Source organism: Enterococcus sp. 4E1_DIV0656 (assembly GCF_002140695.1).
GTDB classification, from domain to species: domain Bacteria; phylum Bacillota; class Bacilli; order Lactobacillales; family Enterococcaceae; genus Enterococcus_D; species Enterococcus_D entomosocium.
Genome location: NZ_NGLF01000001.1, coordinates 2,454,674 through 2,480,594, shown reverse-complemented (window position 1 = coordinate 2,480,594; position 25,921 = coordinate 2,454,674). Strand labels below are relative to the sequence as shown.

The window sequence follows — 25,921 nt, the reverse complement described above, 5'->3', positions numbered from 1 at the left end:
TTATGTCTCCTTTATCGGCATAATTTTCCATCTTGTTGCAAAAAAATCTTCCGACGGTTTGGGAATCATTAGTCCGATTTCCATCAACTCAGCGCCGGATCGTACCGTGTCATTGACTTGATATAGTTGGTCATTCTTTAAGGATTTCAGCTTTAAGCGCTTTGGAACTGTGTTTGGTTTATTTAAAATATTGATATGAGTAACGATCACTTCACTCGTCATTAAGTTCTGTTTTTGCCATGCGTATTCATTTTGTGAATCATAGACAGCGAGTCTCGTCTGTTGACCAAATTGGAGTGTTTGCCTTTCTAGCTTGTACTGCTTGATCTGCTGTGCCAAACAATCTTTTTCTGCTTCAGATAATGCTAAAAGATTCAATTCATATCCAAAATTGCCTTGTTGAGCCACAAGTGCTCGTGTGTGAAGGGAGGTCACTCTGCCTACTTGGTGATTCGGCGATGCTGTGACATGGCAGCCCATCGTGCTGGGCGGATAAAGCAGTGAGGTCCCTTTTTGGATTTCTAATCTTGCGATGGCATCAGAGTCATCACTTGTCCAGATTTGAGGCGTGTAATATAGCATGCCCGGATCAAAACGACCGCCACCTCCAGCACAGCTTTCTATCAAAACATTAGGAAATCGCTTAGTGATCGTTTCTAAGACATGATATAAGCCTAAAATATAGCGATGAGAAAATTCTTGCTGATGTTCTTTTTTCAATCCACTAGAAAAGCTGTCAGTGATATTGCGATTCATATCCCATTTCAAATAATTGATCTCATGGGTGTCTAACAACCAGGTTATCTGTTCAATCAAATATTTTTTGACTTCATTTAAAGACAAGTCTAAAACATACTGATATCGGACTTGCTGTGGTCGACGATTTGGTACACGTACGATCCATTCGGGATGCTGCTGGTAGAGAAGGCTTTTTTTCGATACCATCTCTGGTTCGATCCATAAACCGAAATCGAGTCCTAGCTCTTTGATGGCCGAAATCAGTTGTTGCAAACTGCCCCCCAATTTTTCTTGATTTGGTGTCCAGTCACCTAACGACGTTCGTTCATTTTCTCGCTTACCAAACCAACCATCATCTAAAACAAAGCATTCGATACCGATTTTAGCGCCCTCATTAGCTAATCGCAAAATGCGTTCTTGATCAAAGTCAAAATAGGTTGCCTCCCAATTATTCAATAAAATCGGACGCTCTTTGTTTTTAAAAGCACGAGGTACGACACAGTCCTCATAAAAAGCATGAAATTTCTGACTCATTTGATTCAAACCATCTGCATACAAGAAAATCGCTTCTGGCGTATCAAATGATTCACTCGGAGCTAATGTCCAACTAAAGTCGAAAGGATTGATCCCGATTTGCATCCGGGTGTTTTGATGCATGTCGACCTCGGCGCTTGCAACAAAATTCCCACTGTACATTAATTGACAAGCGATGACCGCACCAGCTGCTTCTGTGGTATCTGGGGAAACTAACGCTATAAAAGGATTTTGTCCATGACCACTCGCCCCACGCTTACTATCGATTCCCTGCAGCCCCTGGACAAGTTTGCGTCTTGAAAGATGCATTTCTCTACCCCAAGCCCCTGATAAAAGTAATAACTCAAAATCATCCGTTAAAAAGTCAAGATTGAGAGACATCGCTTTGGTCAATACGACCTCCTGATCTGAAGGATTACTAAAGGTGACCGATTGTGTAAAGACATCTTGCTCCTGAAACGCAGTGATCTTTAGGTGGAGACTCACTCCTGTATAACGATCGCTTAATTCAATAATTAGATAATCAAGCCTTTCAGTATTTGCGTAAGGCAATCCATTAAGCGGCTGTTTGATTTTACTAAATGAATGATCAACGTATCTAAAATCCGAAAGACGGCTGCCGTCAACGTAAATTTCTTGATGAGCTGGACTTCTTAGATCAGAATTGCCAAATGCAGGATAGCCTACAGGTAGCTGTTCCAGCTTAAAGTTTTCAATACTGTCGGTATCAGCCAGATAGCTTGCCCTTGGAATCTCCATGATCACATAGGATAGATCACTTTTAGGTAGTTTTTTTCCAAAATAAGCCAAAGTTAGATAGCCATTCTCTGTAACTATAAAGCTGAGTTGGCTGTGCTTTGTTGTAAGCGTGATCGTTTCTTTGCCTGAACAGTTCATTGGTCGCTCCTTTTACCAAATCAAAAAATCTTTATCTAGCAAGCGTAAAATCGCTTCGACAAAATAATAATCACTGTAAATGATCGGCACTTCTGACCACGGTTCATCGTGATAACTGCCTGTTGCGCAATCAATCAAACCGTCTTTTTCCTCATCCCAAATCGCATAGTTGGCCTCTGTCGCTTTTAAAATATTGATCGCCGCATCTGTGTAAAGATCTTTTTCTAAATCGTCTACGTGTTTTGCGATTTCCAATAGGCCACAGGCAGCACATAATCCAGCAGAAGTATCGATCATCACGGGATTTTTAGGTGAACGAAAATCAACAACTGGTACCCAGTCTGTTTTCGAGACTTCCGCAATAAAATAGTGAGCAACTTTTTTGGCTGTTTCTAAATATTCCTTTTTCCCCGTATGCAGATAACTTAATGCAAATCCATAGATTGCCCACGATTGGCCACGAGACCAAGCAGAACCTGAGGCATAGCCTTGTCCGGCTGGTGTTTCAACTAGTTCACCGTTTGTTGGATCAAATACACCGATATGATTGACTGAACCATCTGGTCGAACGATGTGATTCATTACTTTGTCGGCATGGTCTTCTGCCATATAACGAAAACGTGGATCACCGATTGCTTCTTCTGCCCAATACAACAAGGGAATATTTAGCATCGAATCAATAATGACCCAACCGGAACGATCGCGATTCCAAGAGCGAATAAAACCTCCTCTTGGATTGTAGCGACCCGCTAATAGATGTGCAGCATGTAATCCTCTTGCTTTTGAACGCTCATTTTCCGTCAAACGGTAATTAGCGACCGCTGTATGCAGCCACATAAACCCAACATCATGATGCAGTCCGGTGTATTGATCGAAAGCTTTATCCAACCGAACTTCATTTATTTCTGCTGTTTCTTTATAGGCTGTTTTCCCAGTTGCGTGATACATCTGCCACAACATCCCAGCCCAAAACCCATTGGTCCACCACACGGGATCTGTTACACCTTTATCTTCTTCATATAAACCTGTCATCTCATTAGGAATGTACGGGATTTTTTCCCCCACCCGCGCTACTTGTACTTCTAATTTGTGGTCGATTTTTTCAAAAATTTTTAGTGCCCATTGTTTGATTTCATCATTCATTTCGCAAATCGCTCCTTTTTAATTGTTAAATCAACGTTTCCCCTAAGTTGAAACGCATTATTCGTTTCATGAAAAGTAACTTTTGGAAGCAGCTGCTTGGTTTTTTGACCAATGATATGCGCAACCAAAACAGTCCGCCCAGCTTCGATCACAGTCGTTAACGTCGGAACTGCATTTTTTTCACTAGAATAAATATTGGTGTTAGGTCCTTGAGGAATCACTCTGGCAGTTCGCACATCACCAAGATTACGAATGATCGATTCCCCTTGTTCGTTTTCAATAGCGCAAGAATTCTCCTGAATGATCGCCTGATTGTATTTGCGGTTCCAATTTGCCAAAGGAAAACCACCTTCAACCACTTCCAACGGTTGGTTTGTATGAATCTCATGGATGCGGATATGATTGGCAGCATCGATTGGAACCAAATACGTCGTGATCGAAACCTCTTGCCAGACATGCCAAAAACTAACCCCATAGGAATCATACATCTTTGTTTTTTCAATTTTCCCACGGGTCATATACTGCTGATGACCGGGTATTGAAACTGCTAACGTCGAATCGATTGCAAATTGCTCGATTCCTTGGATATCCCGCGTGACATTAAAGCCAAAATAGCTTGAATAAGCAAACTTGCTGTACTTTTCAAAATGATGGTACAAAAGTGGATTATTGCTACATTGCAAACTACTTAACGCGGTTGTCTGATGTAAGTCGTGATTGATATGAAATCCAGCATGTGCTTGAACAGTTTTATCTCTTCGTTGGATGTTCATGGCGCTGATCGCCTGCCAAAACTCATGCTCTTCAGGGAGTGCGAGCACAACAAAGGTTTTAAATGCCCACATAGGTGACCCGGGGGCATTGTAATCTTCCGATAATAATTGCTGATTGTATCCATATCCGATCGAGAGGTTTTGTTCTTTAGGTAAAACGATAGGTCTTTTTTGCCAATCAGAAATATTTTTTTCCATTAGTCCTTTTATTTCGGACACAGACAAACTCGTTTCTCGATAGGCCTCTGTAAGCAAAAGCGCACTCCAAAACGAACAATGTGCAAAACGATAGGTCAAACTACGACCAAAAGGAATCGATCGACCCTCTGCGTCAAACCAGTGTTTAAACGATTCTGCAAAAATGATGGCTCGCTTTTTGTAGCGCGTTTTGATCTCTTCAGGAAAGCAATAATCGATCAGTAACCCATAAAAGTGAAAAGCAAAAGCAACATAATAATCTCTTTGGCGATTGACCCCATCTGAGTACCATCCTTCACCTAAATAACATTCTTCAATTATTGCCAATGCTTCCTCTATTTTTTCTTGAGAATAAGGACTATTATTTTTCTTCAACCCAAGATTGACCAATAGCAAAAAGAAAAACCAATTGCCCTTGGGCAGATCAATCTCGTTGATTTGATATAACCATGCGAGGAGTTCTTTTTTACCTTTGTTCGAAAATAGTTGAAAGAAGGAGGATGGATAACGACCCAATATAAAACCTAATACACCTAATTCCACTGCAATCTGGCGATTTTCTGTTGAGAGTTTAGGCAAATTTCCTTCTTCGACACAATCAATAAAATCTTGGACAGTGTCGAATGTCTTGAGCTTCTGAGGTTGGTCACCATACGCTGGGAAAATCCCCCAAAAACTCCTCATTATTGCTTCAAACGATCGAATTTCTTTGGTATAGCTGCTACCGCTTTGTGCCAGATATGAGTGATCGTTGGGCAACATCCTTTCCATCCACATCTGCAAGTCTTTTTTAGAAATCATCATTAAAAGAAATCCTCGATTGATTCTTTGATAGAAGGACGTAAGTTTTGAACAGTCATCCCCTTGCGCACCTCTTCAATAATTGCTGCGATCTGCTGTTCTGATGTGCTTTGACTAACTATAATTTCCATAGCAAGAGGGAGATTCATACCGGTAACTAATACGACGTTCGGTTGCTGGGTCAAACGCATGGCTGAATTACAAACACTGCCACCAGCAATATCACCTAGAATAACAACTTGTGTTTCCTCATCGATCAGCGCTTCGATTTGATTGGTGATCAAATCTGGATGGCCTCCTGGCATCAGTCCAAAGGCATATAAATTTTCCTGAGTGCCGATAATCATTTCTAATGCTTTTTTCAAGCCATTGGCTAATTCGTTATGTGAGATCAAAAAATATTTTTTCTTCACTTTGTTCACTCCTTGTTCGATTTTGCTATTCGCTTAGTTATAAGCAATATGTATGCCAACTTTCTGTCGAAAGTGGCGAACTGTTTGTTTTTCCTTTTCGAAAATGATGCCTGCAACTGTCTCGAACGAGGACCAAACGTATTTATGTCGATCAAAAGCTAAGAGAACTTCTCTGAATCAACCAGAAAAGTTCTCTATCAACTTATCCTGCAATACCTAGAATCGTCAAAACGACTGATGCTAAAAACATCACGACTAATGCTAAAACAGGACGATTGTGTTTACGCAAGTAGGCAAAGCAACCCATAGTGATCGCTAACGGTAATAAACCTGGCATGATCGAGTCAAACACATTTTGCAGGTTGAAGGTCGTTCCTGACAATTCTGCAATAAAAGTTGTTCTAAACGTTACAAATTGAGCCGTCATTGCTCCCGTCATGATCAATCCTAACACTGCAGAACCTTTTGTAATTGCCGCAAAGGTACCTGATTTGAGTGCCTCTGAGATGAACTGACCGCCTGCTTTATAGCCTAACACCGTTGTAAACCAACGAATCAGCATGTTTGGTACATTTACGACTAATAAGAACAAGATCGGTCCTAAAATGTTTCCTTGTTCACTGAGCCCTAATGCGATCCCGGTTGCAATGACTCGTAAGACAGAAAGATAAATCGCATCACCGATTCCAGCTAATGGACCCATCAAAGAAGTTTTTAATGCAGAGATCGAAGTAGCATCAAAAAACTCTCCTTTGTCTTTCATTGCCTTATTCTCTTCTTCCATCGATAACCCTAAAGCAGAGATAAAGCCATTCATTGCAGGTGCGGTGTTATAGAAATCCAAATTACGATTCATTGCTTCATAAAACTCATCGGTATCTTTTCCATATACTTTTTGTAAAAAAGGTGCCATTAACCACCCATAGGTAATTCCTTGTTGCTTTGTATAACTTGTACAAAACATTAAATATTGGTTTCTCCAGAACATTTTCGAAACGATTTTTCGTTCTTCTTTGTTTAATTTAAGCATATCATTTTTAGTCATTGAAAAAGTCATCTCCTTCGTCTTCACTTGCGGTCGATACAGTTGGACCACTGCTGACAGCTGGATTCTTCGCTGCTCTCAACTCTGCCATCACAACTAATGCTGCAACGATAAATCCGATAAATGCAATCTGTACTAAAGACAAGATACTACTTGATTGGGTTGTGATCACACCATCTTTGACTTCGGTCGCACGTTGATAGAAAAAGAATGCACCTAAAGCAAATCCTAAAAAGTAATAGGGAGCCAAAGATTTTTGCCATAGCATTTTTAGTAGCAGAGCAAGACCAATTGCTGGTAACATGGTTGAAGCGACGGTCATAGAACTTTGAACCCACTCGGGTAACCAGTCAACAAACGTTTTTACTGCATCGGCACCTAAAAGGATAACGACAAAACCTAATAAGAAATAGCACAGTTCAAATCCCCAAAACTGAATATGCCATAACCGGCTGAATGCTCGATAATTGTGATCCTTAATATGTTTTTCAAATCGAGGAACTAATGAAGTGACAACCATCTTCATAACGGAATATAGCAAGGTACCTAACATGGAGATCGGTACAGCTAGTGCGATCGCTACATTTAAATCCGAACCAACGATCATGGCAAATGCAGCACCAAAAATGGATCCTAAAGTAATATCCGAAGGCATAACGCCTCCTAAACTAACATTTCCTAAGAAAATCAATTCCAGCTGAGCACCCATAATAATTCCTTCGGTCGGATGACCGAGAAGCATTCCTAATAAGGCAACGATAAAAATAGGTCTAGCTAGCTGAGTGGACCCCCACCAATCCAAAAATTTTGCTAAAGCGACGACAAATCCAACGATTAACGCATTGACTAACATAAGTTTAACCTCCTATTAATGATTTCAAAGATTGTGGGGTATCATCTGGTAACGGTTGATAGCTAAAATCATACCCAGCATCAAAGATCTCTTTCAGTGTTTCTTTGTCTTCTTCTGATAAATAGACAGTCTCTGTGATTTTTTCTTTGTCTGACAGACTACCGCCGATCCGTCCATAATTTGCCATATTCAACATTGGTTTCTCTTTAAGTTTTGGCACAAGACCAGCGACATATTTCGGTTCATTTGTAACAACTAAGATTTTTAATTGTTCCGAGCGTGGATCATTCAAAATAGCAATCGCTTTTTCTAATGAGAGCACTGCAACTTTCACCCCTGAAGGCCCTGCCATTTTTAACGCACTTACTTGAATTTCGTTTTGTGCGATACTATCACTAACGACGACGATGCGACTAATCCCCAACTCCTTCGACCATTTCACAGCTACTTGACCATGCACAAGACGGTCATCGATTCTTATCATTGAGATCATATTGTTTCCTCCATTTTTTGTTTTGTCGTATTACTAACAAGCAATTTCTGTGCCAAGTTTCTGGCGATAACAAATATTTCGCTCATCTTCTCACAAGAATAAATAAAAACGCTATCATAAAAGGCTTTCTATTTACTGATATAAAAAATTGTTCCTAGTTTAAAAACAAAAAAAATCCATTCTTTCCAGCAAAAAAAGTGAAAACGAAACACTTGATCATCTGTCGGAATGGATTGTTTTAGTGTCGAAGAAGAATTTTTATCAGTCGAAAATAATCTCACAGAGATAATTTAGCTCGTATTCGCTGATTTTGATATTGTAAGCCACCTCTAAGCCCTCTAATGCTTTGGCGATAGTTGCTTTTTCTTCCATAAACTTGCTCGGATCTCCTTGATAAATTGGGACTTCTTGATTTCGGATCAGACGTTCTACTAAGCTTGCGATATGTACATATAATATCGCTTTTTTACTGTTGGATAATTGAAGCTGTAAGTACCGCTCCAAACTAACAAATCCTTGGTCAATATAGGAAATGACTTTATTGACATCTAAGATCGTCACCGCCGAAAGCAGCCGTTCGATCGATAGATTTCGCACAAGATTGTCATTGATCGCTTTACGAATGGCCGGATCTTTGACAAGAACAAAAATATCATCAATGATTTCTTGTCCTTTACCAGAAATCAAGTCTTCTAAAGCGATGTATGGGACACCATCAATTTCTGGATCAGCTGTTCCCACGATTCCTTGCACATCATATTGTTGAAATAGACCATTCTTCTTTCCATACTTTTTCAAGTAATGGTAATCTACCGCTTCGATCTCAAACTTCGTTTCTTCAGGGATACTCGCTTTCAAAAATGATTGCAGCTGCTGTGCTGTTCCAAGACCAGTCTGACAAACAGTGATCAGCAGTGGCTGCTTTTGCTTTCTCGGATAAGTAACTTTGTATTCGATCGAGAGACCTTCCTTGATTTTATCGCCAATAATCTTAAGGTCGTAATTATTTTGCATCATTTCACCCACGAATAATGCTTGCTGTGTCGTGACGTTATTGATAATCAATAATGGCCCATCTAACAATGGTTCTAACGTATCTGCTAAGAACATAAGTGAACCCATGTCCGCTAAAACGATCAATCCTTTTGAGCAATCATTGGCTTTTATATAATGCGTCATAAATTCTTTGACTTTATCCACGCTGACATTAAAAGGCATATCAAAGGCATCAAAAATGTGTTCCTTCATAAAACGATTCACGACATCAGCGATACTGCTAGCAGTGGAAAATCCGTGGGCCAAAATGACGCCTCGGATCGCGTCTTGTTGACTTTCTAAACCTAATCCTTTGAAGTAAAAAGCCAGTAAGATTTTCTCCATTCTCATCAAAGTAACATCAAGCTTTGTCTCTACTAATTCCAATAAAGAATTGAGGAGCTTTGATTCCATCAATAAATGCACATTCATAAACGATTCGATCGAATCAATGGTCTTTTCGTCAATTTTGGGAATATTGAAAATAAAATTATTCCGTTTATACAAATAACTTGTCAGGGCGATAATCGAGTTGCCACGAATTTTAATAAAAAAACTAGCTTCTAAGAAATTTACTAGTTCCTTGACTGTATTACGCAATAACTTCAAGGTTGGTTTTTCTTCTGCATCCTCGTAAACCAACATCTCCACGACTGTGCTGGCTTCTCTAGAAAGCTGTTTGACTAAATAATCTTCAGTGATTCCACCGCTTTCATATTGCTGAAACAATTTCTCAAAAACTTTAAAGATTGCATGAATGATCGTACTATCCGCTGTTTCTAGGTGCACGAAATCACCGGCTTGGCTTTGGGGTGTGATGTGGATATCTTTGTTTTCTAGATTATCGATTTCTTTCAAAGAAAGAAATCGAGACAACAAACTATTTTCGATTGACTCGGAATTGATCAAAACATAGGGGTGATTTTTTTGACGACTATACGCATTTGCACAGATGATCTTGATCAAGTTTTTCAATTCACCGACATTGTCGCGATAATTTAAATACAACAACCGATTCAAGACCCATGACGTAATGACGATTTCTTTTGCAAATTTTTGACTTTCATGAATCAAAAACGTATAGATATATTCAGAAATTTCTTTTTTTGTCCGTTGTTGCAACGACGGGATCTGAACCGTGATGGGCACGCGTCGGATAAATGTTCTTAAAAAATTTTGTTGAATATCTTCCGTAGTTGCAAAAATCAAACGGACCTGCGCTTTTCTGGTATTATTACTTTCACCTATTCTCGAAAAGGTTTGATTATCCATAAAGGTAAATAATTTCTCTTGGCTTTCTGCTGGTAAACGATGGCATTCATCTAAAAATAAGATTCCCCCGTCAGCAGCTTCCAAAAGGCCTACTTGTTCTTCGTTTGCTCCAGTGAATGCACCTTTTTTATAGCCAAATAAGATACTACTCAATAACTCTTGATTATGATAGTACTGCGCACAATTTAATTCTAAAAAGGGGGCAGTTTCTCCAATGAGCTTTTTTTCAACGCAAAATTCATGCATCTTTTTTGCGAGTAAACTCTTACCAACACCGGTTTCTCCATGAAGCATGATTGGCAGTCCTGTGTCGGGATAAAATGAGGCAGCTTTGATTTGATCAATCACTCGCTGCAAACTTGAACGATTTCCGATCAATGTCGAAAAAACATCATTTCCCTGCTCTTGATTTTTTGTTTCATTTAGAAGCTCTTCATAGGTATCGTAGACGGTCTGTTTTGGTGTAAAAAAGCGTTCAGAAAAAACTGTTTTGTCATAAAAGATTGCCGGTCTACTACGAATCTTAAGGACCCGTTCTTCTTTTACTAATTCGTTCAAGTATTGGCTCGTGGTATTTCTTTGAATACCGACTTTTTCGGAAATCCCTTCTGTCGTTAAGGTCTCACTTGGTGCAATTTTTTCAACTTGATTCGTATGCTCCTTCAAAACAGTCAAAACTCTTTCTTTTGACATCTTTTCCCCTCTATTCAAAACTTTTTACAAAAGTCTTTATTCTTCTTTGCTACGTGTTCTATTATCTTCTTGTAGCCCTTACAGTCTACAACAAAGGAGACAGCAATTCAAAAAGAATTCTGCCTCCTTACGATTGTTTTATTCAGGTTGTTTCCCGATATACGCCAAGATACCGCCGTCTACATATAAGACATGGCCATTGACAAAGTTTGATGCCTCAGAAGCTAAGAAAACAGTTGGTCCTGCTAAATCTTCTGGCTCACCCCAACGGGCAGCAGGTGTTTTCGCTACGATAAATTGATCAAAGGGGTGACGAGAACCGTCTGGTTGGATCTCTCGTAATGGTGCAGTTTGCGGTGTTGCAATATAACCAGGTCCGATCCCATTACATTGGATGTTTGCTGAACCAAATTCGGCACAAATGTTTTTCGTCAACATTTTCAAGCCGCCTTTAGCCGCTGCGTATCCAGCTACCGTTTCTCTTCCCAATTCACTCATCATTGAGCAAATGTTGATGATTTTTCCATGTCCTTTTTTGATCATTGACGGTAAGACTGCTTTTGAAACGATAAATGGAGCGTTCAAGTCCACGTCAACGACTTGGCGGAAGTCTTCAGCAGACATCTCCAACATCGGGATTCGTTTGATGATCCCAGCATTATTGACTAAGATATCGATCACGCCAACTTCTTCTTCGATCTGCTTGACCATTTCGTTGACTGCTTTTTCATCCGTTACATCACAGACATAGCCGTGGGCTTCGATCCCTGCTTCACGATAGTTTGCTAATCCTTTATCCACTGATTCTTGATCCAAGTTGTTAAAAACGATCGTTGCTCCTGCTGCTGCTAATGAACGAGCGATCGTAAAACCGATCCCATAGACAGCTCCTGTCACTAAGGCTATCTTACCATCTAAACGAAATTGATCCATTGAAAAATCCATAATTGATAAACCCTCTTTCTTTTTATTTTAAGTCGTCCATTGCCACCATATCCATGTCGGTATAGGTGATATTTTCGCCACACATTGCCCAGATAAAGGAGTAGTTACTTGTTCCAACACCCGAATGGATCGACCAGCTTGGAGAAATAACGGCTTGTTCTCCACTAACGACTAAATGCTTCGTTTCATCTGGTTTGCCCATCATATGGAACACTTTTGTGTCTTCGTTGGCAAAATCAAAATACACATATGCTTCCATCCGACGTTCATGGGTATGACTTGGCATCGTATTCCAAGCACTGCCTGGTTCTAAGATCGTATACCCCATTTGTAATTGACAGCTTTCGCAAACGTTTGGGTGAATATATTGATAAATTTTCCGTTCATTTAATGTCAAGCCTTCGCCAGTCTCCATTGGTGTGACTTGATCGATACTGATTTTTACATTTGGGTATTTCTTATGTGCTGGCACGCAAGATAGATAGAATTTCGCTGGATTTGCTGGATCATCTGAGTGGAACAAAACTTGTTTGGTTTCCTTGCCGATATAGTAACCGTCTTGTTTTTTCATTGGTTCTTTTTGGCCATCGATCGTGATCGCACCAGGTCCTCCAATATTGATGACGCCTAATTCGCGACGTTCTAAGAAGTATTCCACCCCTAATTCGCTGCTTAATTGCACTTCTAACGCTTCTTCTGTCGGTGTCACTCCGCCAAAGATCATCCGATCATTGTGGGTATAGGTCAGCATGATTTGTCCTGGTGTGAAAATTTTCTCTACCAAAAATTCTCTGCGTAATTCCTCGGTACTATAGTGACGAATATCAAGTGGACTATGGGTATAGCGTGTTTCCATGTGTTGCATGTTTTATTCCTCCTATCGGATAATTTTTCCTGAACCTGTTGCAATAAATTCTTGTATCTCATTGGCGCTAAACTGATTACAGTCGCCATGGATCGTATGTTTCAAAGCAGATGCGGCAGTTGCAAAATCAATGATTTCTTGGTCTTGTTTCTTCGTGACAAGACCATGTAGGATACCAGCTGAAAAGGCATCGCCACCTCCGACGCGATCAACGATTGGATTGATCTCATGGGTAGCAGAAACGACATAATTGCCGTTATGCCATAGGCTTCCTGTCAATTGATTGTGACTTGCTGAGAGCACCTGACGACTAGTTGAATAAAAGAGCTGGATATTTGGGTATTTCCGATGCATTTCTTGATAATAGTAGTCATCTTCGACTTCCTCTGTTGGAGCTGATACATCCATAAAGACTTGGGCATCTAACTGTCCTGCCGAGCAATAATCGACATAGGGGAGCACTTCTTGCAAAAAGACGCGTGCTTCAGCGGTCGTCCACAGCTTTCCACGATAATTGATATCGAAACTGATTTTACAACCAGCTGCTTTCGCTTCTTTGATCAACGTCAGCAAAAGTGTCTTCCAAGTCGTTGAAAGAGCGGGCGTGATCCCTGAAAGGTGAACAATATCAACCCCATCAAAAAGGTCAGATTGCCACTCATTTTCTTTCATTTGAGCAAAGCTAGAGCCTGCGCGATCATAAACCACTCGCGCTGCTCGTTCCCCGATACCGGTTTCAATATAGTAAGTACCTAGTCGGGAACCGCCACGAAGCACGTGGCGACAATCGACGCCATAGCTTCGTAAATGATGAAAAACGGCATCTCCTAAAGCATTCTCAGGCACTTTACTAGCAAAAGAAACGCGATGACCAAAATTCGCTAAGGAGATCGCAACATTGGCTTCTCCACCGCCATAATGGGCAGCAAACATCGAACTATGGGCGATTCGTTCGCCTAACGTTGTCGATAGACGCAACATGATTTCTCCTAGTGTCAGAATGTTTGCCATCTTACTTTCCTCGAATCTCTTTTAATTTTGCCGCATATTGTTTCGCTACTTCTGTTACTTTGTCAAAATCCCCACTTGCTGCTGGCGCTAACAAATTCCCCCCTACACCAACGGCTACAACACCCGCTGCAAACCATTCTTGCATGTTGTCTAAGCTGACACCACCGGTCGGCATAATGTTTAATTGTGGCAATGGCGCTTTGAAGGCCGAGATGATACTTGGTCCATACGCACTACCCGGGAATAGTTTAATGATATCTGCGCCTGCTTTTAAGGCGTCCTTCATTTCTGAAATGGTCATGCAACCAGGCAGATACGGGATTTGATATAAATTACATAATTCAGCCGTTTCTTGATCAAAGGTTGGGCTGACGACATATTCTGCTCCTGCCATGATCGCTAAGCGGGCGGTCACTGCATCAAGAACGGTCCCCGCACCAACAACTACCTCTGGATTCTCTTTGAAGATTGCTACTAATTCAGCGATTACATCCGCCGCTTGAGGCACTGTAAAAGTCAACTCAATGCCGGTGATCCCCCCTGCAACGATCGCTTTACTTGCTTGTAGTGCTTCTTCTTTTGAAGCGCCACGTACAACAGCGATCACACCGCTTTCCTTTAGTTTCATTAAATTCGCTACTTTTTTCATTAAGACCCTCCACTTATTTCCTATTTGGAAAATGGCATTTATTATAAAGAAACTTACACGTTCATTATACCGTTCTCGTTTTTATTTGCAAGGGCTTTCCATTAAAAAGTTTACAACGCTTGCTCAATTTGTTGTTTTGTCGCAATAATCGCATCGATCAATGTCGTTTTGTATTTTGGGGTCAAGCGGTATTTCGGTAGGCTGATAGAAAACGCCCCAACGATCTCCTGATCTTTTGTCAGTGAGGCGCCGATGCAATAGATTTCTTGTTCCATTTCTTCATCATCAAAGGCTACTTGGTTCGCTTTTGCCTGTTCCAATTCTTTCTTCAACTTCAACTGATTTGTAATGGTATTTTCGGTATAAGCGGTTAAAGGCGTTGCTGCCAAGTACTCCTCTACTTGAGGGGCATCAAACTCCGCTAAAACGGCTTTCCCCATGGCAGAGCTATACAACGGTCTTGTGATTCCTACTTTTGAAGACATGCGGATCGTTTGATTCTGAGGCTCCAATTTATTGACATAAAGAATCTCATTGGCGGTCAAGACCCCTAAGTGGATCGTTTCATCCGCCGTTTTCTGCAATGCTTCCAAGTATGGCAAGCTGATTTCCACTAAATCAAGCTCTTGAATGTTTTGATTCGCATACTTGATCAGCTTAGACCCTAAGCGATAATTCTTCTCTTTGTCGCGTTTGACATAGCCGATCATTTGTAGCGTTTCCAATATTTTCAAAGCTGTGGATGGGGTCAGTTTCGTTGCTTCTGAAATTTCTTGCAATGGTTTACTTGGCGCTTCTGCGAGGTAATCTAAAATGGTTGCTGCTTTTAGTAGTACGGTTCCATATGGTTTTTGTGTCATCATTTCTCCACCTTTATTTTCTATATAAGAAATTATAATATCTTTTTAGGAAATGCACAATCTTTTTCCTCTATAAAAGCATGACGCGATTCCTATTTTACTTTCTGTCGTTATTCATTGTATGATGAAGGCAAGACAAAGGAGTGCCGAACAATGGACTTAAATGTATTGATCAAAGGAAAAAAATTGACTGACAATGAGCTGCAAATTCTTGATTATTTGCTTGCAAATACCGCTGCGATCGATGGACTGCCCTTAAGAGAAATCGCTAAAACGATCTACACTTCCCCAGCAACCATCGTGCGGCTTGCGCAAAAACTAGGTTTTTCTGGCTATCTAGAGCTGCTTTACTTCTTAAAGAATCGCTTGAAAAATCAGACGATCACTGAAGCCGCCATCGATTACCAAATTGACGCTGCCAGTATTGCAGATACGATCGAAGCGATCAAAGAAATCTATGGACAAAACAAGAACAAGTTTATTACGATTTATGCCACAGGTTTTTCGGGGATCGTGGCAGAATACCTCCACAAAAAAATGCTTGTCAACGGCATCAAAACCTTATTAGTCAGTGCTTCTGACTCAGGTGGGATCATTAGTAACAACATTGAGAACATCAGTATGTTGATCACCATTTCTAAATCTGGCGAAACACAAAAAGTGCTGGAAAAGATGGCATTAGCCAATGAACATCACATACCAACTGTTTTGTTTTGTGGTAACGGTGAGCATCGCGCCAATCAACTAGCGACCTTTTCCTTTGAAGTGACAGATGAACGTCCCTACGACACCCAAAACATCCAGTACACCAGTTTCTTTGGCAAACTGCTCTTATTGATGGAATATATCGTTGACGCTTTCACGTGTGTTGAAAAAGAAAACCAGCAAGCCTAGTGGATTGCTGGTTTTTGCTTATGCATGAAAATACGTTTTTGCCAGTTCTTGATAAAGCGCGTGGTTCTGCAGATCAGGAACAAATTTTTCATCTGGCTGATCTTGCCGCACAACAGAGCTTTTGTACAAATCATACAAGCCGAATATCGGTTCATTTTCATCGGAAAGATAACAGGTTAGCCCCAACACATCCGCGGTCATTTGACCTAATAGTTTTGTTTGAAAGAAACCACCACTTACAGTGACTGCCCCTTCCAACTGCGCCATTTGCTTTAATAAATCGATGTTCATCAGCATGCCTTCGAGGACTGCCCGTAACATATCTGAGCGATTGTGTTTCAGGGTCAAGCCAGAAAAGCCACCTGTGATTTCATTCGTCCAAAAGGGTGCCCGCTCGCCATTTAAATAGGGGAAAAAACGTAAACCGTTGCTGCCGATCGGTGATTCCTCCATGACTTGCGGCAGATAATGATAAAACCCATCAGGATCTTCTGATAAGGTCTCTTTTGCCCAAGCAAGCACACAACCGCCATTATTCGAAGGTGCCCCTACGACATAGAGGTCTTCTTGCAGATAGTAGCAAAAATTTTGTTTTTGGCGATCAAAGACCGTGGTCTCACTTACTTTACGAACCGCCGCACTGGTTCCGATCGTCAAGCTGTTGCGGATCCCTGTAGAAATATAGCCAGCATATGCTGCCAAACACCCATCGCTAGCCCCACACATCACTTCTACCTCAGGCTTCAAGCCACACCGCTGCGCCATCTCCTTGGTAATCAAAAAACGATCAGTCGGTGCACATAAAGGCGCTAATTGGGCTTTTGAAAGGGATAAATAGTTGAGAATCTTTTGACTCCATTGCTTTTCTTTCAAAGAAAAAAGACCGGTCGCTGATGCGGTACTATAATCGATCCGTGCTTGTCCAGTAAACAACGCCATTGCTAGTTCTTTTAAGCCTAACCATTTCGTCTCTTTGGAATATGAACCACTTGTTTGAAAATAAGCCAGTTTCGCAAAGGGAGACATCGCATGGATCGGTGTCCCTGTCTCTTCATAAAACGTTGCTGCCAGATCCGTTTGACGAAAGGCCGTCATCGTTTGATTCGCTTGATTGTCTGACCAAATGTAAATCTCTTCTGCTGTCTCACCAGCCACTGGCATCAAACTGTGCATGGCGGTACTGAACCCGATCACTGTGATTGCCGCTTTTAATTGAGCGGGAATCGTTGTGACACCACTGATTAATTGGCTACTGATCTGGGTCGCTGATTGGGTCTGTTTTAACCCGTGGCTATGGGTTTTGATTGGTAATGACTGTGAGTAAATGATTTTCCGATCTTCAATGACCCCAAATTTTATGGCTGTTGTGCCGATATCAATCCCTAAAAACATCGCATTGCTCCCTCTCATCTGATTCAATTAGCTTTATTCTACCATAGTTAGTGGCATATTCTAGCATACCTGTCTGATCGTTTTGTTGAGAAGACGTTTAGTGATGATTTTCTTCAGAGAAGTATTCTTCCACAGCAAAAATCAAAAAAAAGAAAGATTCTTGGAGAATCTTCCTCTTTCGTTATCCAACTAGCGAATGTTTCGCAAATGTGAAACAAATCAAGACAATCCTGGCCAGTAATCACCATTTTCCGAGACCAAATCATCGAGTAACTCTTTGGCTACTTTTGCGCTAGGAATCGTTTTGGAAAGGCTTAACGCTTGCCACATTTTTTGATAGCTCTTTTCCACATATGCTTCGACCACTAATTTTTCCACAGTCACCTGTTGGAACATGAGCGCTTGTTGGAAGGCAGGAATTTTTCCTTGAGCGAGGGCTTCTGGTCCATCAGAACCGACGATACATGGCACTTCCACCATGGCATCATCCGGGAAGTTCGCAATCGCGCCGTTGTTTTCCACAATCATGACCATTCGCTCATGAGTATTAAAAGCGATGGCGCGTGCCAAATCAACGATAAAGGTTGCATGGGCATCAATCTCAAAAGCGATCCCTTCAGCAGATCCTTGTGCAGTGATCTTTTTAGCATGATCGAACACTCGTCTTTCCCGTCCTTCCATCACTTCATTGGAACGTGTATACTCTGGGTGTTCTTTCATGTGTTCGTAGACGTAATCTGGGTATAAATAATACTTCAAGTACGTATTTGGCAGATATTCTGGTGTGAGAGCCAAGAGGTCTTTGGCTTTTTTGTGGGTGTCTTGCCAACTTGGGTCTGTATGTTGGGTATCCACTTCGATCTGCGTCAAATAGCCATGTTCTGCAACATAGTCACGTATGGTTTGAATGTACTCCGTGCCTTCTTTGTCTTTGACACTAGTCCACCAGCCAAAATGATTCAAGCCAAAGTAGCGAACTTCTAACTCCTCTGGCTGTTTGCCAATGATTTGCGACATGCGACGCAACGTGCCCACGGGCATGTCACAGATATTCAGAACTTTTGATTTAGGACGCAAGACTCGACATGCTTCAGCTACGATTGCAGCCGGATTGGAATAATTCAGCATCCAACAATCGGGGGAATACTTTTCCATGTAATCAATGATCTCCAGCATACCAGTGATGCTGCGCATCCCATAAGCGATCCCTCCTGGACCACAGGTTTCTTGACCAAAGACGCCATGACGCAAGGGAACTTTTTCATCTTTTTCCCGCATATCATACTTTCCTACTCGGATATGCGCCATACAGAAATCGACATCGCTGAAGGCTTCCTCAGGATCCGTCGTAAATGAAAATTCGATTTGCGGTGCTTGTTCTTTTAATAAGATCGCTAGGGCTTCACCGAGGATCGCTTGGCGTGCTTCATCATTGTCGTATAGTTTCAGCTTTCTTAAAGGAAAGCGTTCTTGATTATCAAGCAGCATCATAACGATTCCCGGGGTAAAGGTACTGCCGCCCCCTGCGATCACTACTGAAAAATTTTTCATCATTCAATCTCTCCTTCTCTTCCAAGATAATTTTCTAATTCTTCCCGCACTTTCGGCACAGTCAACCCGTAAACGACATGGACATTTTCACCATTTTTGATCACGCCTTTGGCTTGTGTTTCGTCTTTTAGTAGCGCTTCATCCACGAGTTCAGGATCCTTTAGTTTTAAACGTAAGCGGGTATAGCAGTTGTCGATGGTTTTGATATTGTCATCGCCACCTAGCGCTTTAGTGATGATTGCTGAGATACTTGTTTCACCAGTCGGACTAGTGGCGGCTTGGTCACTCGCCATGACCCCGACACCTGCTCCAGCAAGTTGTTTTTCTTTGTACTCTTTCTTCGAATACAGTTTGGTCTCTGTCCCATCTTCTTCACGCCCGACCGTTTTCAAATTCAGTTTCGTGATCAAAAAGCGGAACAAGAAGTAATAAAGAAAGAAGAAGACGACTCCGACGATCAAGTACACTGGCCAGCGAGTTTTCTCGATCCCTAAGGGCAAGTTGTACAAAAGAAAGTCGATGAAGCCATTCGGTCCGATGGCGCGAGAACCAAAGAGATTTAACGCCACCATGCTCAAGCCGCTAAGTGCAGAATGAATGACGAACAAAACAGGTGCCACGAACATAAAAGAAAATTCGATTGGTTCAGTCACACCTGCAATAAAGGAAGTGACGACAGCTGGAATCAAAATGGCTTTGACTTTGACTTTATTTTCTGGTTTTGCCGTTTGATACATCGCCAAACAGGCACCGATCAGTCCAAACATTTTTGAGATCCCACGAGCGTCCCAAATGACACTTTGCGATAATACGCGGACTGCTGGGTCAGCAATTTCCGCAAAATAAATGTTTCGTGCCCCTTCAAAGACTTGACCGCCAACTTCTGCGACACCGCCTAATGAGGTATACAAAAACGGCGTGTAGATCAAGTGATGCAAGCCAGTTGGAATCAATAAGCGTTCCAACATACCGTACAAGAAGATGCCAAAGTTGCCCGTTTGTTGAATGATGCCGCCTAAACCGTCGATGCCAGTTTGTATTACTGGCCATATAAACGTGAAAACGATGGCTAATAACACGACGACCGGAATCAAGACAATAAAGACGAAGCGCGCGCCGCCATAAACTTGAAAGGCGTTGTTAAAGGTCGTATCGATAAAACGATTATGGATCAATGCTACGACGATCCCTAAAATGATACCCAGAAAGACCCCCATATCCAACACTTGGATTCCTAAAACGATCGCTTGTCCTGAACCTTGAAGGGCATCGGCTGGAACCAACATCCCCCGAAGTTCCATGAATTTATTCATGGCATTCAAGAAGACGAAATAACCTAACAACGCGGTAAATCCCGCTTCAGCTTTTTTCTTATTAGCTAACCCTAGAGCAATCCCGACACAAAAAATAATGCCCAAATTGGTTAAAATCGGTAATAAGGAAGCGGACAAGATACTACCAAAACCGGTGGTTATCGGATTATCCAAAAAGGGAAACTGCTCAAGCAAGCGGACATTTGTAAACACATTCCCAACGGCAATCAATATCCCTGCGATCGGCAAAATCAAGACGGGCACAAACATTGCCTTGGAGAATTTCTGCATCGCATCCATCACTTTTTCTTTCATTGAGGAAACTCCTTTGTAATTGATTTGTAGGTTCATTATAGGAAACATTTGTTACTAATAGAATAGCAAACGTTTTCAATTCAATGCGTTTCAAAGATTGGAATGTGTTTCATCCTGTTTACTTCCTTGCTAGTGGCGATTACAAGCAACAAAAAAAGAGTGAATCAAGATTGATCCACTCTGTTTAGATGCAACACTTTTTGATAGAAATACAAGGGCCCAGACAGACAAAACAGATAGAAGATACCTGGTGCTGATTGCCATGTGAAGAAATAGCCGATCGCTGCTAGGACTAAGATTCCGATCCCTTTATGGTAGTGCATCATCGTAAAGAAAAAACTACTACGAAAAAGGTCAAACAGGTTTTGCCGATCTTGCATTTTTGATTGCATCACATACAGGTTAATGTTGTAGGACAACAAAAAAGTAAGAAAAATGATGGTCAAAAAAGAGAAAAACAATGAATTCGTCAAAGTAGCAGAACGCCACAAGCTGAGTCCGCATAAAAATGAGAAGAGATTGAAGACCCCTAGTGGCAGAGTCTTCAATAACGCGCTTTTGCTATTTTTCAAAAAGGGTTTTAGCAGTTTTGCTTCAGGATGTTCGTAAGCATCGACCACTGCTCGCAAAGCGGCTGGAAACGTGATGATCGGAAACGATACCACTAAAAACAAGAGATTCAATACCAGCATACGAAAAACGATTTCGCAAAGACGATAAAAACGACTCTCTAAAGCAAACATCACACTCACACACCTTTAGTTTAATTTTTCAATATTTTCAGCGATTTTCTCATTTCGATAATCAACGATTGCTGACCAACCATTATTTTCTCGTTCTTGTAAGTAATCTTCCCAAATCTGACGTCCCGTTTCTTCCGAGTCTGCCTGAATAAAGTTGACCAACGCTTGCACTCTTGCTGTGTTGATGGAAGTGAGGTTTCTTGCTTCAGAACCGGTGCGAGGATCAATGTCTTCGATCTCAAAACGCGGCGCCAATTTGTCTTGCGACCATTCCACCATCTGCCGAATCGATGTTGCTGGTTTTTGTCCCATTTGAATGGCGTAATTGTCATTGCCAACAAACCAATAAGAACCTAAACCAATTTCCTTATCAAAGCGAGCAATATCAGAATTTCGTAACGCTTCTGTTTCTTCTGAGTACTCAACCACGCCATCCACAAGATTGTATGTTTCCCCTTCGATACCAAAGGTAGTGACCATCGTGCCATACTCACTTGCTAAATAGGTCAAAAGTTCCATGGCTTTTTGGGGTTCTTTTGTCGACGTCGTGATGAAGGTTTGTGTCCATCCACCAATATTTCCGCCAGTAAAAGTGGAATCATCGCCATTCGAATTTTTCGGACCATCGACGGCAATATAGGTTTGCTCAGGATTACGGGCATTATTATCGGACATAAACTCATTGAGTCCCTTCGTATTCGTATGCAGGTAAGCAAAATAACGCCCTTGTCCTAGTTTTTCCTTCATCGTGTTGTCATTGTCTGAAAACTGGTCATTGTTGATGTATCCCTCATTGTACGCTTTTCTAAATGTCTCGATCCAAGTGATGTATTCCTCATCAGCGTCACGATCATTGAATTGACCGTCTACACTTGGTGCGATACTGAGAAAGTCTTGCAAAGTACCACCATAGGCGCCATCCCCACCATTGGAAATATCTAGTGCAGTCGAAGCAAATGGGACTAGAGCTGCACCATCATCTGCTGTCGGAAATGCTTCTTTTGCCCGTTTTAACGCATCTAAAAATCCTTCTGGCGTCGACATATCGGGTTCACCTAACGCTTCGTAAATATCTTTGCGGACAATGAAAACTTGGTCTCCCACTACATTGCCGTCCTCATAATCTTGTGCAGTCGTGGAAAAGCTCGGGTATCCATAAATGTTGCCATCTTCTAAAGTAAACCATTGAACAGATTCCGGTTTCGCTGCATGTTCTAAGAAGTAAGGGTCATATTTTTCTGCCAAAAGATTCAATGGCAAGGCAAATTTTGTCGCTTCATTTGCAGCAGACAGGTTTTTATCGAAGGTCATGATATCTGGAAGATCGCCACCAGCTAGCATCGTATTAAGGTTCTCGTCATTTCCTGAAATAAATTCGACATTGATATTCATGTCTTCTTTGATTTTTCGCGTCACAGTGTCTTTGCCCCACCCCGGCTGAGCATACCAATCAAAATTGACATACCATTTTAAGGTAGCTTCATGGTCGGTGTCTTTTTGCCAGCTTGGTATATCTTTGTCTGCTTCAAAGCGAGCTTCTGGCAGATCTTCTACCTCAGCAGCTCCTTTTGACTCGCTGCTGGAATTACCACAGGCACCTAATACCATGACTGATGTACATACGAGACCGATCCCTAAAAATAATTTGCTTGCTTTCATTTTTTTCTCTCCTTTTGTCTATTCTTTTACTGATCCAAGAGTCATCCCTTGAATAAAGTACTTTTGTAAAAATGGGTAGATCACGACGACAGGAACCGTCGTTACCACCATGGTTGCTAATTGCAATGACTGTGAAGTTGTATTTCTGACAACATTGGTTCCGGTCGCCACTGCGGGCGATAGATTTTCCGAAACGATCCGAAATAGTAGCATTTGTAAAGGATATAAACTACGATCATCCACATAGATATTGGCGGTCATGTAGTCGTTCCACTGAAAGACGCCGTGGAATAATGCAATGGTTGCCAAAACTGGAAGGGACAATGGCAAAATGATTTTCACGAAAATAATAAAAGGATTGGCGCCATCCATCATGGCAGATTCTTCCAGCGAAAATGGAATGCTCCGGAAAAAATTCATCAAAATCACCATATCGTAAAAAGAAAATAAGACAGGAATGATGTAAACCCAAAAATTATTTAACAATCCTAATTCTTTGAATAAGAGAAAGGTTGGGATCATTCCTCCGGAAACGAACATCGTTAAAATCCCCATGTTCATGTAGATTTTCCGTCCCATTAAGTTTCTGCGACTCATCCCATAGGCGACCATCGCCGTTAATGCCGTATGCAAAACAACGCCAATCACTGTTTTTGCAACTGAGATAACAAAAGCTTTATAGATCGCAGAATCTTCAAAAACGGTGTAGTAACTTTCTAGTGAAAATTCCCGTGGCCAGAAATAGATCCCCCCTCTTGCGGCATCGGTTGCATCATTGAACGACAAAGCGACGATATTCCATAATGGCAACGCAATGATGGCTAAAAAGAATACCATGAAAATCACATTGGCGGTATTGAAGATCTTCTCATCTTTTGAAAATGTTTGTTTCATACTTTTCCTCCTCTAAAAGACTGATTCATCACTGATTTTTTTGGTCAAAAGATGACTTCCTACTACGAGGATCAAAGAAACAACCGACACAAACAGGCCAACGGCGGTCGCATAGGAGAAGTCTCCTTGTTGGATCCCCATTTTATAGACAAATGAATTAATGACTTCACTGGACTGATAATTGACAGGGTTTTGTAAGACGAGTGTCTGATCGAGGTTTGAACCCAATAACCCACCCACTGACAAAACAAATGTCAAGGCGATAATATGACGGATCGAAGGAATCGTGATCCGCGTGATCTGCTGGAACTTCGTGGCGCCATCCATTCTAGCTGCTTCATAAAGAGCTGGATTGATCCCCGTCATAGCAGCGATGTATAAAATCGTATTCCAGCCAACTTCTTTCCAAATATCGGAAATGACTGCAATCGCCCAATATTTTTCGGGATCGGTCAAGAAGCGGATCGGTTCATCGATCAACCCAAAACCTAACAGTAAATTATTGACCAGACCGGTATCAGACAACCACGTAATAAACATGCCACCTAAGATGACCCAAGAAAGAAAGTGCGGCAAATAAGACACCGTTTGAACGACCTTCTTCAAGCGCACATGAACGATTTCATTGATCAATACCGCTAAACCAATCGCCGCTGGAAAGCCAATCAGTAGTTTAAAAAAGCTGATGCCCAATGTATTACTCATCACCGTCCAAAACATTGAATCACTAAAAAATTCTTGAAAATATTGAGTACCGACCCACTCCGCATTTGCGATCGAATCAAGAACTGAGTAATCTTTAAACGCGATAACGATCCCATACAATGGGATAAAATTAAAAATAATCATCAAGATAATACCTGGCCAAACCATCGCTTGATAAAAGCTTTGGCTTTTTAGTTTTTGCAAAAATGACCTTTTCTGTGGGGTTGCTTTTAGCATGACACCTTTTGATTCCATTTTTCCACCCTTTCTAAAACGCTTACTTTTTCACCCAAAGGAAATACATGCTTTCCTTTATTAGTTCATCAATTGATAGACCGCACCAATCATACCAGCATCATTTTTTAATTTTGCTCGTTGAATCGGTGCAATCGTGCGACCTTCTAAATAACCAATACTTTCATGGCGAGCTTTTAGCTGGCTCATGGTCTCTTCAAGCCTTGTCATGAAACCATCATTTTCACTGACCCCACCACCAACCAAAATCAGCTCGGGATCAAATGTACTGATCAAATTCAGTAAGCCCACTGATAAATCTTGGAAAAATTGAGCAATCACTTGGTTCGCTACTACTTCTCCTTGTTCTCCTCTCTGGAAGATCTCGACTGCATCTTGAGGCAGATCACTTCGCCCTTGTTGCTGAAGTGCCAGTTGATACTGATGGCAAAGACCACCCACGATGGCTGCTCGTTGATTCAAGGAAACTGACTCTAGATTTCCCTGTTCAGGCAATGTGTCGATCAGCATCCACCCAAATTCACCTGCCATGCCATGACTGCCTCGATAGAGCTGATTGTTGACGATGATCCCGCCACCAATACCAGTTCCCACAACAAGACAAAGATAGTTCTCACAAGCCTGTGCATGCCCAAGCCATTTTTCAGCAATCGCTGCAGCATTGGCATCATTTTCAACAAGGACTGGCAGCTTGACACGTTTCTCTAATTCCAACTTTAGGTTGATTCCATAAAGCGGTTTGATTGATCCTGCCGTGATCATCGTGCCATCTTTTTGGATGATGCCCGGTGCGCTAATACCGACACCTTCGATCACTGCATCTTGCTGCAGCGATTCGATCAATGCTGTGATGGATTGCAAAAATTTTTCTTTTTCATGAATGGTTGGCATCTGTCCTTTCTTCACAATTTCACCCGTTCTCAAAATCACACCATATTTGATAGCCGTTCCTCCAACATCAATTCCAATAAACATTGCTTCA

22 protein-coding genes are annotated in these 25,921 nt (G+C 41.4%); 1 reads left to right on the top strand and 21 read right to left on the bottom strand.

What is annotated here, in order from left to right:
• From A5882_RS11755 to A5882_RS11695, 13 genes are all read right to left on the bottom strand, one after another.
• Positions 1–2,169: an alpha-galactosidase gene (locus A5882_RS11755; RefSeq protein WP_016621193.1), complete on the bottom strand. Its 2,169-nt coding sequence runs from the start codon at positions 2,167–2,169 to the stop codon at positions 1–3.
• A 12-nt stretch (positions 2,170–2,181) separates the two neighbouring features.
• Positions 2,182–3,312: a glycoside hydrolase family 88 protein gene (locus A5882_RS11750; RefSeq protein WP_016621194.1), complete on the bottom strand. Its 1,131-nt coding sequence runs from the start codon at positions 3,310–3,312 to the stop codon at positions 2,182–2,184.
• Positions 3,309–5,087 (bottom strand): DUF2264 domain-containing protein, encoded by a 1,779-nt coding sequence (locus A5882_RS11745; protein WP_016621195.1) that lies wholly within the window; start codon positions 5,085–5,087, stop codon positions 3,309–3,311. Before A5882_RS11745 ends, A5882_RS11750 begins: the two co-directional genes overlap by 4 nt.
• Positions 5,087–5,497 carry a PTS sugar transporter subunit IIA gene (locus A5882_RS11740; RefSeq protein WP_158297427.1) on the bottom strand — a complete coding sequence of 137 codons (411 nt, stop codon included), beginning with the start codon at positions 5,495–5,497 and terminating at the stop codon, positions 5,087–5,089. The genes A5882_RS11745 and A5882_RS11740 overlap by 1 nt, the downstream gene beginning before the upstream one ends.
• A gap of 202 nt (positions 5,498–5,699) precedes the next feature.
• Positions 5,700–6,542, bottom strand: a complete 843-nt coding sequence (locus tag A5882_RS11735; RefSeq protein ID WP_086372810.1) for a PTS system mannose/fructose/sorbose family transporter subunit IID — start codon at positions 6,540–6,542, stop codon at positions 5,700–5,702.
• Complete coding sequence (locus tag A5882_RS11730; protein WP_016621198.1) at positions 6,535–7,395, bottom strand: PTS sugar transporter subunit IIC; 861 nt, start codon at positions 7,393–7,395, stop codon at positions 6,535–6,537. The genes A5882_RS11735 and A5882_RS11730 overlap by 8 nt, the downstream gene beginning before the upstream one ends.
• 4 nt (positions 7,396–7,399) lie before the next feature.
• Positions 7,400–7,888, bottom strand: a complete 489-nt coding sequence (locus A5882_RS11725) for a PTS sugar transporter subunit IIB (RefSeq protein ID WP_016621199.1) — start codon at positions 7,886–7,888, stop codon at positions 7,400–7,402.
• A gap of 261 nt (positions 7,889–8,149) precedes the next feature.
• Complete coding sequence (locus A5882_RS11720) at positions 8,150–10,888, bottom strand: sigma 54-interacting transcriptional regulator (RefSeq protein ID WP_016621201.1); 2,739 nt, start codon at positions 10,886–10,888, stop codon at positions 8,150–8,152.
• A 138-nt stretch (positions 10,889–11,026) separates the two neighbouring features.
• Entirely contained in the window at positions 11,027–11,833 is an 807-nt protein-coding gene (locus A5882_RS11715; RefSeq protein WP_005229917.1) for a gluconate 5-dehydrogenase, read from the bottom strand.
• A gap of 22 nt (positions 11,834–11,855) precedes the next feature.
• Positions 11,856–12,698: a 5-dehydro-4-deoxy-D-glucuronate isomerase gene (gene kduI / locus A5882_RS11710; protein WP_008381541.1), complete on the bottom strand. Its 843-nt coding sequence runs from the start codon at positions 12,696–12,698 to the stop codon at positions 11,856–11,858.
• A 12-nt stretch (positions 12,699–12,710) separates the two neighbouring features.
• Complete coding sequence (locus A5882_RS11705; RefSeq protein ID WP_086372809.1) at positions 12,711–13,709, bottom strand: sugar kinase; 999 nt, start codon at positions 13,707–13,709, stop codon at positions 12,711–12,713.
• A 1-nt stretch (position 13,710) separates the two neighbouring features.
• Positions 13,711–14,358, bottom strand: coding sequence for a bifunctional 4-hydroxy-2-oxoglutarate aldolase/2-dehydro-3-deoxy-phosphogluconate aldolase (locus A5882_RS11700; RefSeq protein WP_008381543.1), 648 nt, complete (start codon positions 14,356–14,358; stop codon positions 13,711–13,713).
• A 110-nt stretch (positions 14,359–14,468) separates the two neighbouring features.
• Complete coding sequence (locus A5882_RS11695) at positions 14,469–15,221, bottom strand: IclR family transcriptional regulator (protein WP_016613298.1); 753 nt, start codon at positions 15,219–15,221, stop codon at positions 14,469–14,471.
• Positions 15,222–15,371: 150 nt separating this feature from the next.
• Here A5882_RS11695 and A5882_RS11690 point away from each other — a divergent pair, with 150 nt between their 5' ends.
• Complete coding sequence (locus A5882_RS11690; RefSeq protein ID WP_086372808.1) at positions 15,372–16,112, top strand: MurR/RpiR family transcriptional regulator; 741 nt, start codon at positions 15,372–15,374, stop codon at positions 16,110–16,112.
• An 18-nt stretch (positions 16,113–16,130) separates the two neighbouring features.
• Here the strand turns inward: A5882_RS11690 and A5882_RS11685 are convergent, their stop codons facing one another.
• From A5882_RS11685 to A5882_RS11645, 8 genes are all read right to left on the bottom strand, one after another.
• Complete coding sequence (locus tag A5882_RS11685) at positions 16,131–17,504, bottom strand: gluconokinase (protein ID WP_008381546.1); 1,374 nt, start codon at positions 17,502–17,504, stop codon at positions 16,131–16,133.
• 219 nt (positions 17,505–17,723) lie between these two features.
• The gene (locus A5882_RS11675) at positions 17,724–19,055 is read right to left on the bottom strand and encodes a 6-phospho-alpha-glucosidase (RefSeq protein WP_086338716.1); all 1,332 of its coding nucleotides are present in this window, start codon (positions 19,053–19,055) and stop codon (positions 17,724–17,726) included.
• Entirely contained in the window at positions 19,055–20,683 is a 1,629-nt protein-coding gene (locus A5882_RS11670; protein ID WP_086299549.1) for a PTS transporter subunit EIIC, read from the bottom strand. The genes A5882_RS11675 and A5882_RS11670 overlap by 1 nt, the downstream gene beginning before the upstream one ends.
• A gap of 164 nt (positions 20,684–20,847) precedes the next feature.
• A complete protein-coding gene (locus tag A5882_RS11665; protein WP_005236526.1) occupies positions 20,848–21,426 on the bottom strand; it encodes a hypothetical protein in 579 nt (192 codons plus the stop codon).
• 15 nt (positions 21,427–21,441) lie between these two features.
• The gene (locus A5882_RS11660) at positions 21,442–23,085 is read right to left on the bottom strand and encodes an ABC transporter (RefSeq protein WP_086338114.1); all 1,644 of its coding nucleotides are present in this window, start codon (positions 23,083–23,085) and stop codon (positions 21,442–21,444) included.
• A gap of 18 nt (positions 23,086–23,103) precedes the next feature.
• The gene (locus tag A5882_RS11655) at positions 23,104–23,979 is read right to left on the bottom strand and encodes a carbohydrate ABC transporter permease (RefSeq protein WP_005236529.1); all 876 of its coding nucleotides are present in this window, start codon (positions 23,977–23,979) and stop codon (positions 23,104–23,106) included.
• 12 nt (positions 23,980–23,991) lie between these two features.
• Positions 23,992–24,939: a sugar ABC transporter permease gene (locus tag A5882_RS11650; RefSeq protein WP_005236531.1), complete on the bottom strand. Its 948-nt coding sequence runs from the start codon at positions 24,937–24,939 to the stop codon at positions 23,992–23,994.
• Between the two features lie 60 nt (positions 24,940–24,999).
• Entirely contained in the window at positions 25,000–25,914 is a 915-nt protein-coding gene (locus A5882_RS11645; RefSeq protein WP_176462023.1) for an ROK family protein, read from the bottom strand.
• Positions 25,915–25,921 lie beyond the last annotated feature (7 nt).

Excerpts from the sequence above, each read along its gene's own strand:
- A5882_RS11755 (WP_016621193.1), bottom strand. The coding sequence starts at position 2,169 with ATGAACTGTTCAGGCAAAGAAACGATCACGCTTACAACAAAGCACAGC.
- A5882_RS11750 (WP_016621194.1), bottom strand. The coding sequence starts at position 3,312 with ATGAATGATGAAATCAAACAATGGGCACTAAAAATTTTTGAAAAAATC.
- A5882_RS11745 (WP_016621195.1), bottom strand. The coding sequence starts at position 5,087 with ATGATGATTTCTAAAAAAGACTTGCAGATGTGGATGGAAAGGATGTTG.
- A5882_RS11735 (WP_086372810.1), bottom strand. The coding sequence starts at position 6,542 with ATGACTAAAAATGATATGCTTAAATTAAACAAAGAAGAACGAAAAATC.
- A5882_RS11730 (WP_016621198.1), bottom strand. The coding sequence starts at position 7,395 with ATGTTAGTCAATGCGTTAATCGTTGGATTTGTCGTCGCTTTAGCAAAA.
- A5882_RS11725 (WP_016621199.1), bottom strand. The coding sequence starts at position 7,888 with ATGATCTCAATGATAAGAATCGATGACCGTCTTGTGCATGGTCAAGTA.
- A5882_RS11720 (WP_016621201.1), bottom strand. The coding sequence starts at position 10,888 with ATGTCAAAAGAAAGAGTTTTGACTGTTTTGAAGGAGCATACGAATCAA.
- A5882_RS11715 (WP_005229917.1), bottom strand. The coding sequence starts at position 11,833 with ATGGATTTTTCAATGGATCAATTTCGTTTAGATGGTAAGATAGCCTTA.
- kduI (WP_008381541.1), bottom strand. The coding sequence starts at position 12,698 with ATGCAACACATGGAAACACGCTATACCCATAGTCCACTTGATATTCGT.
- A5882_RS11705 (WP_086372809.1), bottom strand. The coding sequence starts at position 13,709 with ATGGCAAACATTCTGACACTAGGAGAAATCATGTTGCGTCTATCGACA.
- A5882_RS11700 (WP_008381543.1), bottom strand. The coding sequence starts at position 14,358 with ATGAAAAAAGTAGCGAATTTAATGAAACTAAAGGAAAGCGGTGTGATC.
- A5882_RS11695 (WP_016613298.1), bottom strand. The coding sequence starts at position 15,221 with ATGATGACACAAAAACCATATGGAACCGTACTACTAAAAGCAGCAACC.
- A5882_RS11690 (WP_086372808.1), top strand. The coding sequence starts at position 15,372 with ATGGACTTAAATGTATTGATCAAAGGAAAAAAATTGACTGACAATGAG.
- A5882_RS11685 (WP_008381546.1), bottom strand. The coding sequence starts at position 17,504 with ATGTTTTTAGGGATTGATATCGGCACAACAGCCATAAAATTTGGGGTC.
- A5882_RS11675 (WP_086338716.1), bottom strand. The coding sequence starts at position 19,055 with ATGAAAAATTTTTCAGTAGTGATCGCAGGGGGCGGCAGTACCTTTACC.
- A5882_RS11670 (WP_086299549.1), bottom strand. The coding sequence starts at position 20,683 with ATGAAAGAAAAAGTGATGGATGCGATGCAGAAATTCTCCAAGGCAATG.
- A5882_RS11665 (WP_005236526.1), bottom strand. The coding sequence starts at position 21,426 with ATGTTTGCTTTAGAGAGTCGTTTTTATCGTCTTTGCGAAATCGTTTTT.
- A5882_RS11660 (WP_086338114.1), bottom strand. The coding sequence starts at position 23,085 with ATGAAAGCAAGCAAATTATTTTTAGGGATCGGTCTCGTATGTACATCA.
- A5882_RS11655 (WP_005236529.1), bottom strand. The coding sequence starts at position 23,979 with ATGAAACAAACATTTTCAAAAGATGAGAAGATCTTCAATACCGCCAAT.
- A5882_RS11650 (WP_005236531.1), bottom strand. The coding sequence starts at position 24,939 with ATGGAATCAAAAGGTGTCATGCTAAAAGCAACCCCACAGAAAAGGTCA.
- A5882_RS11645 (WP_176462023.1), bottom strand. The coding sequence starts at position 25,914 with ATGTTTATTGGAATTGATGTTGGAGGAACGGCTATCAAATATGGTGTG.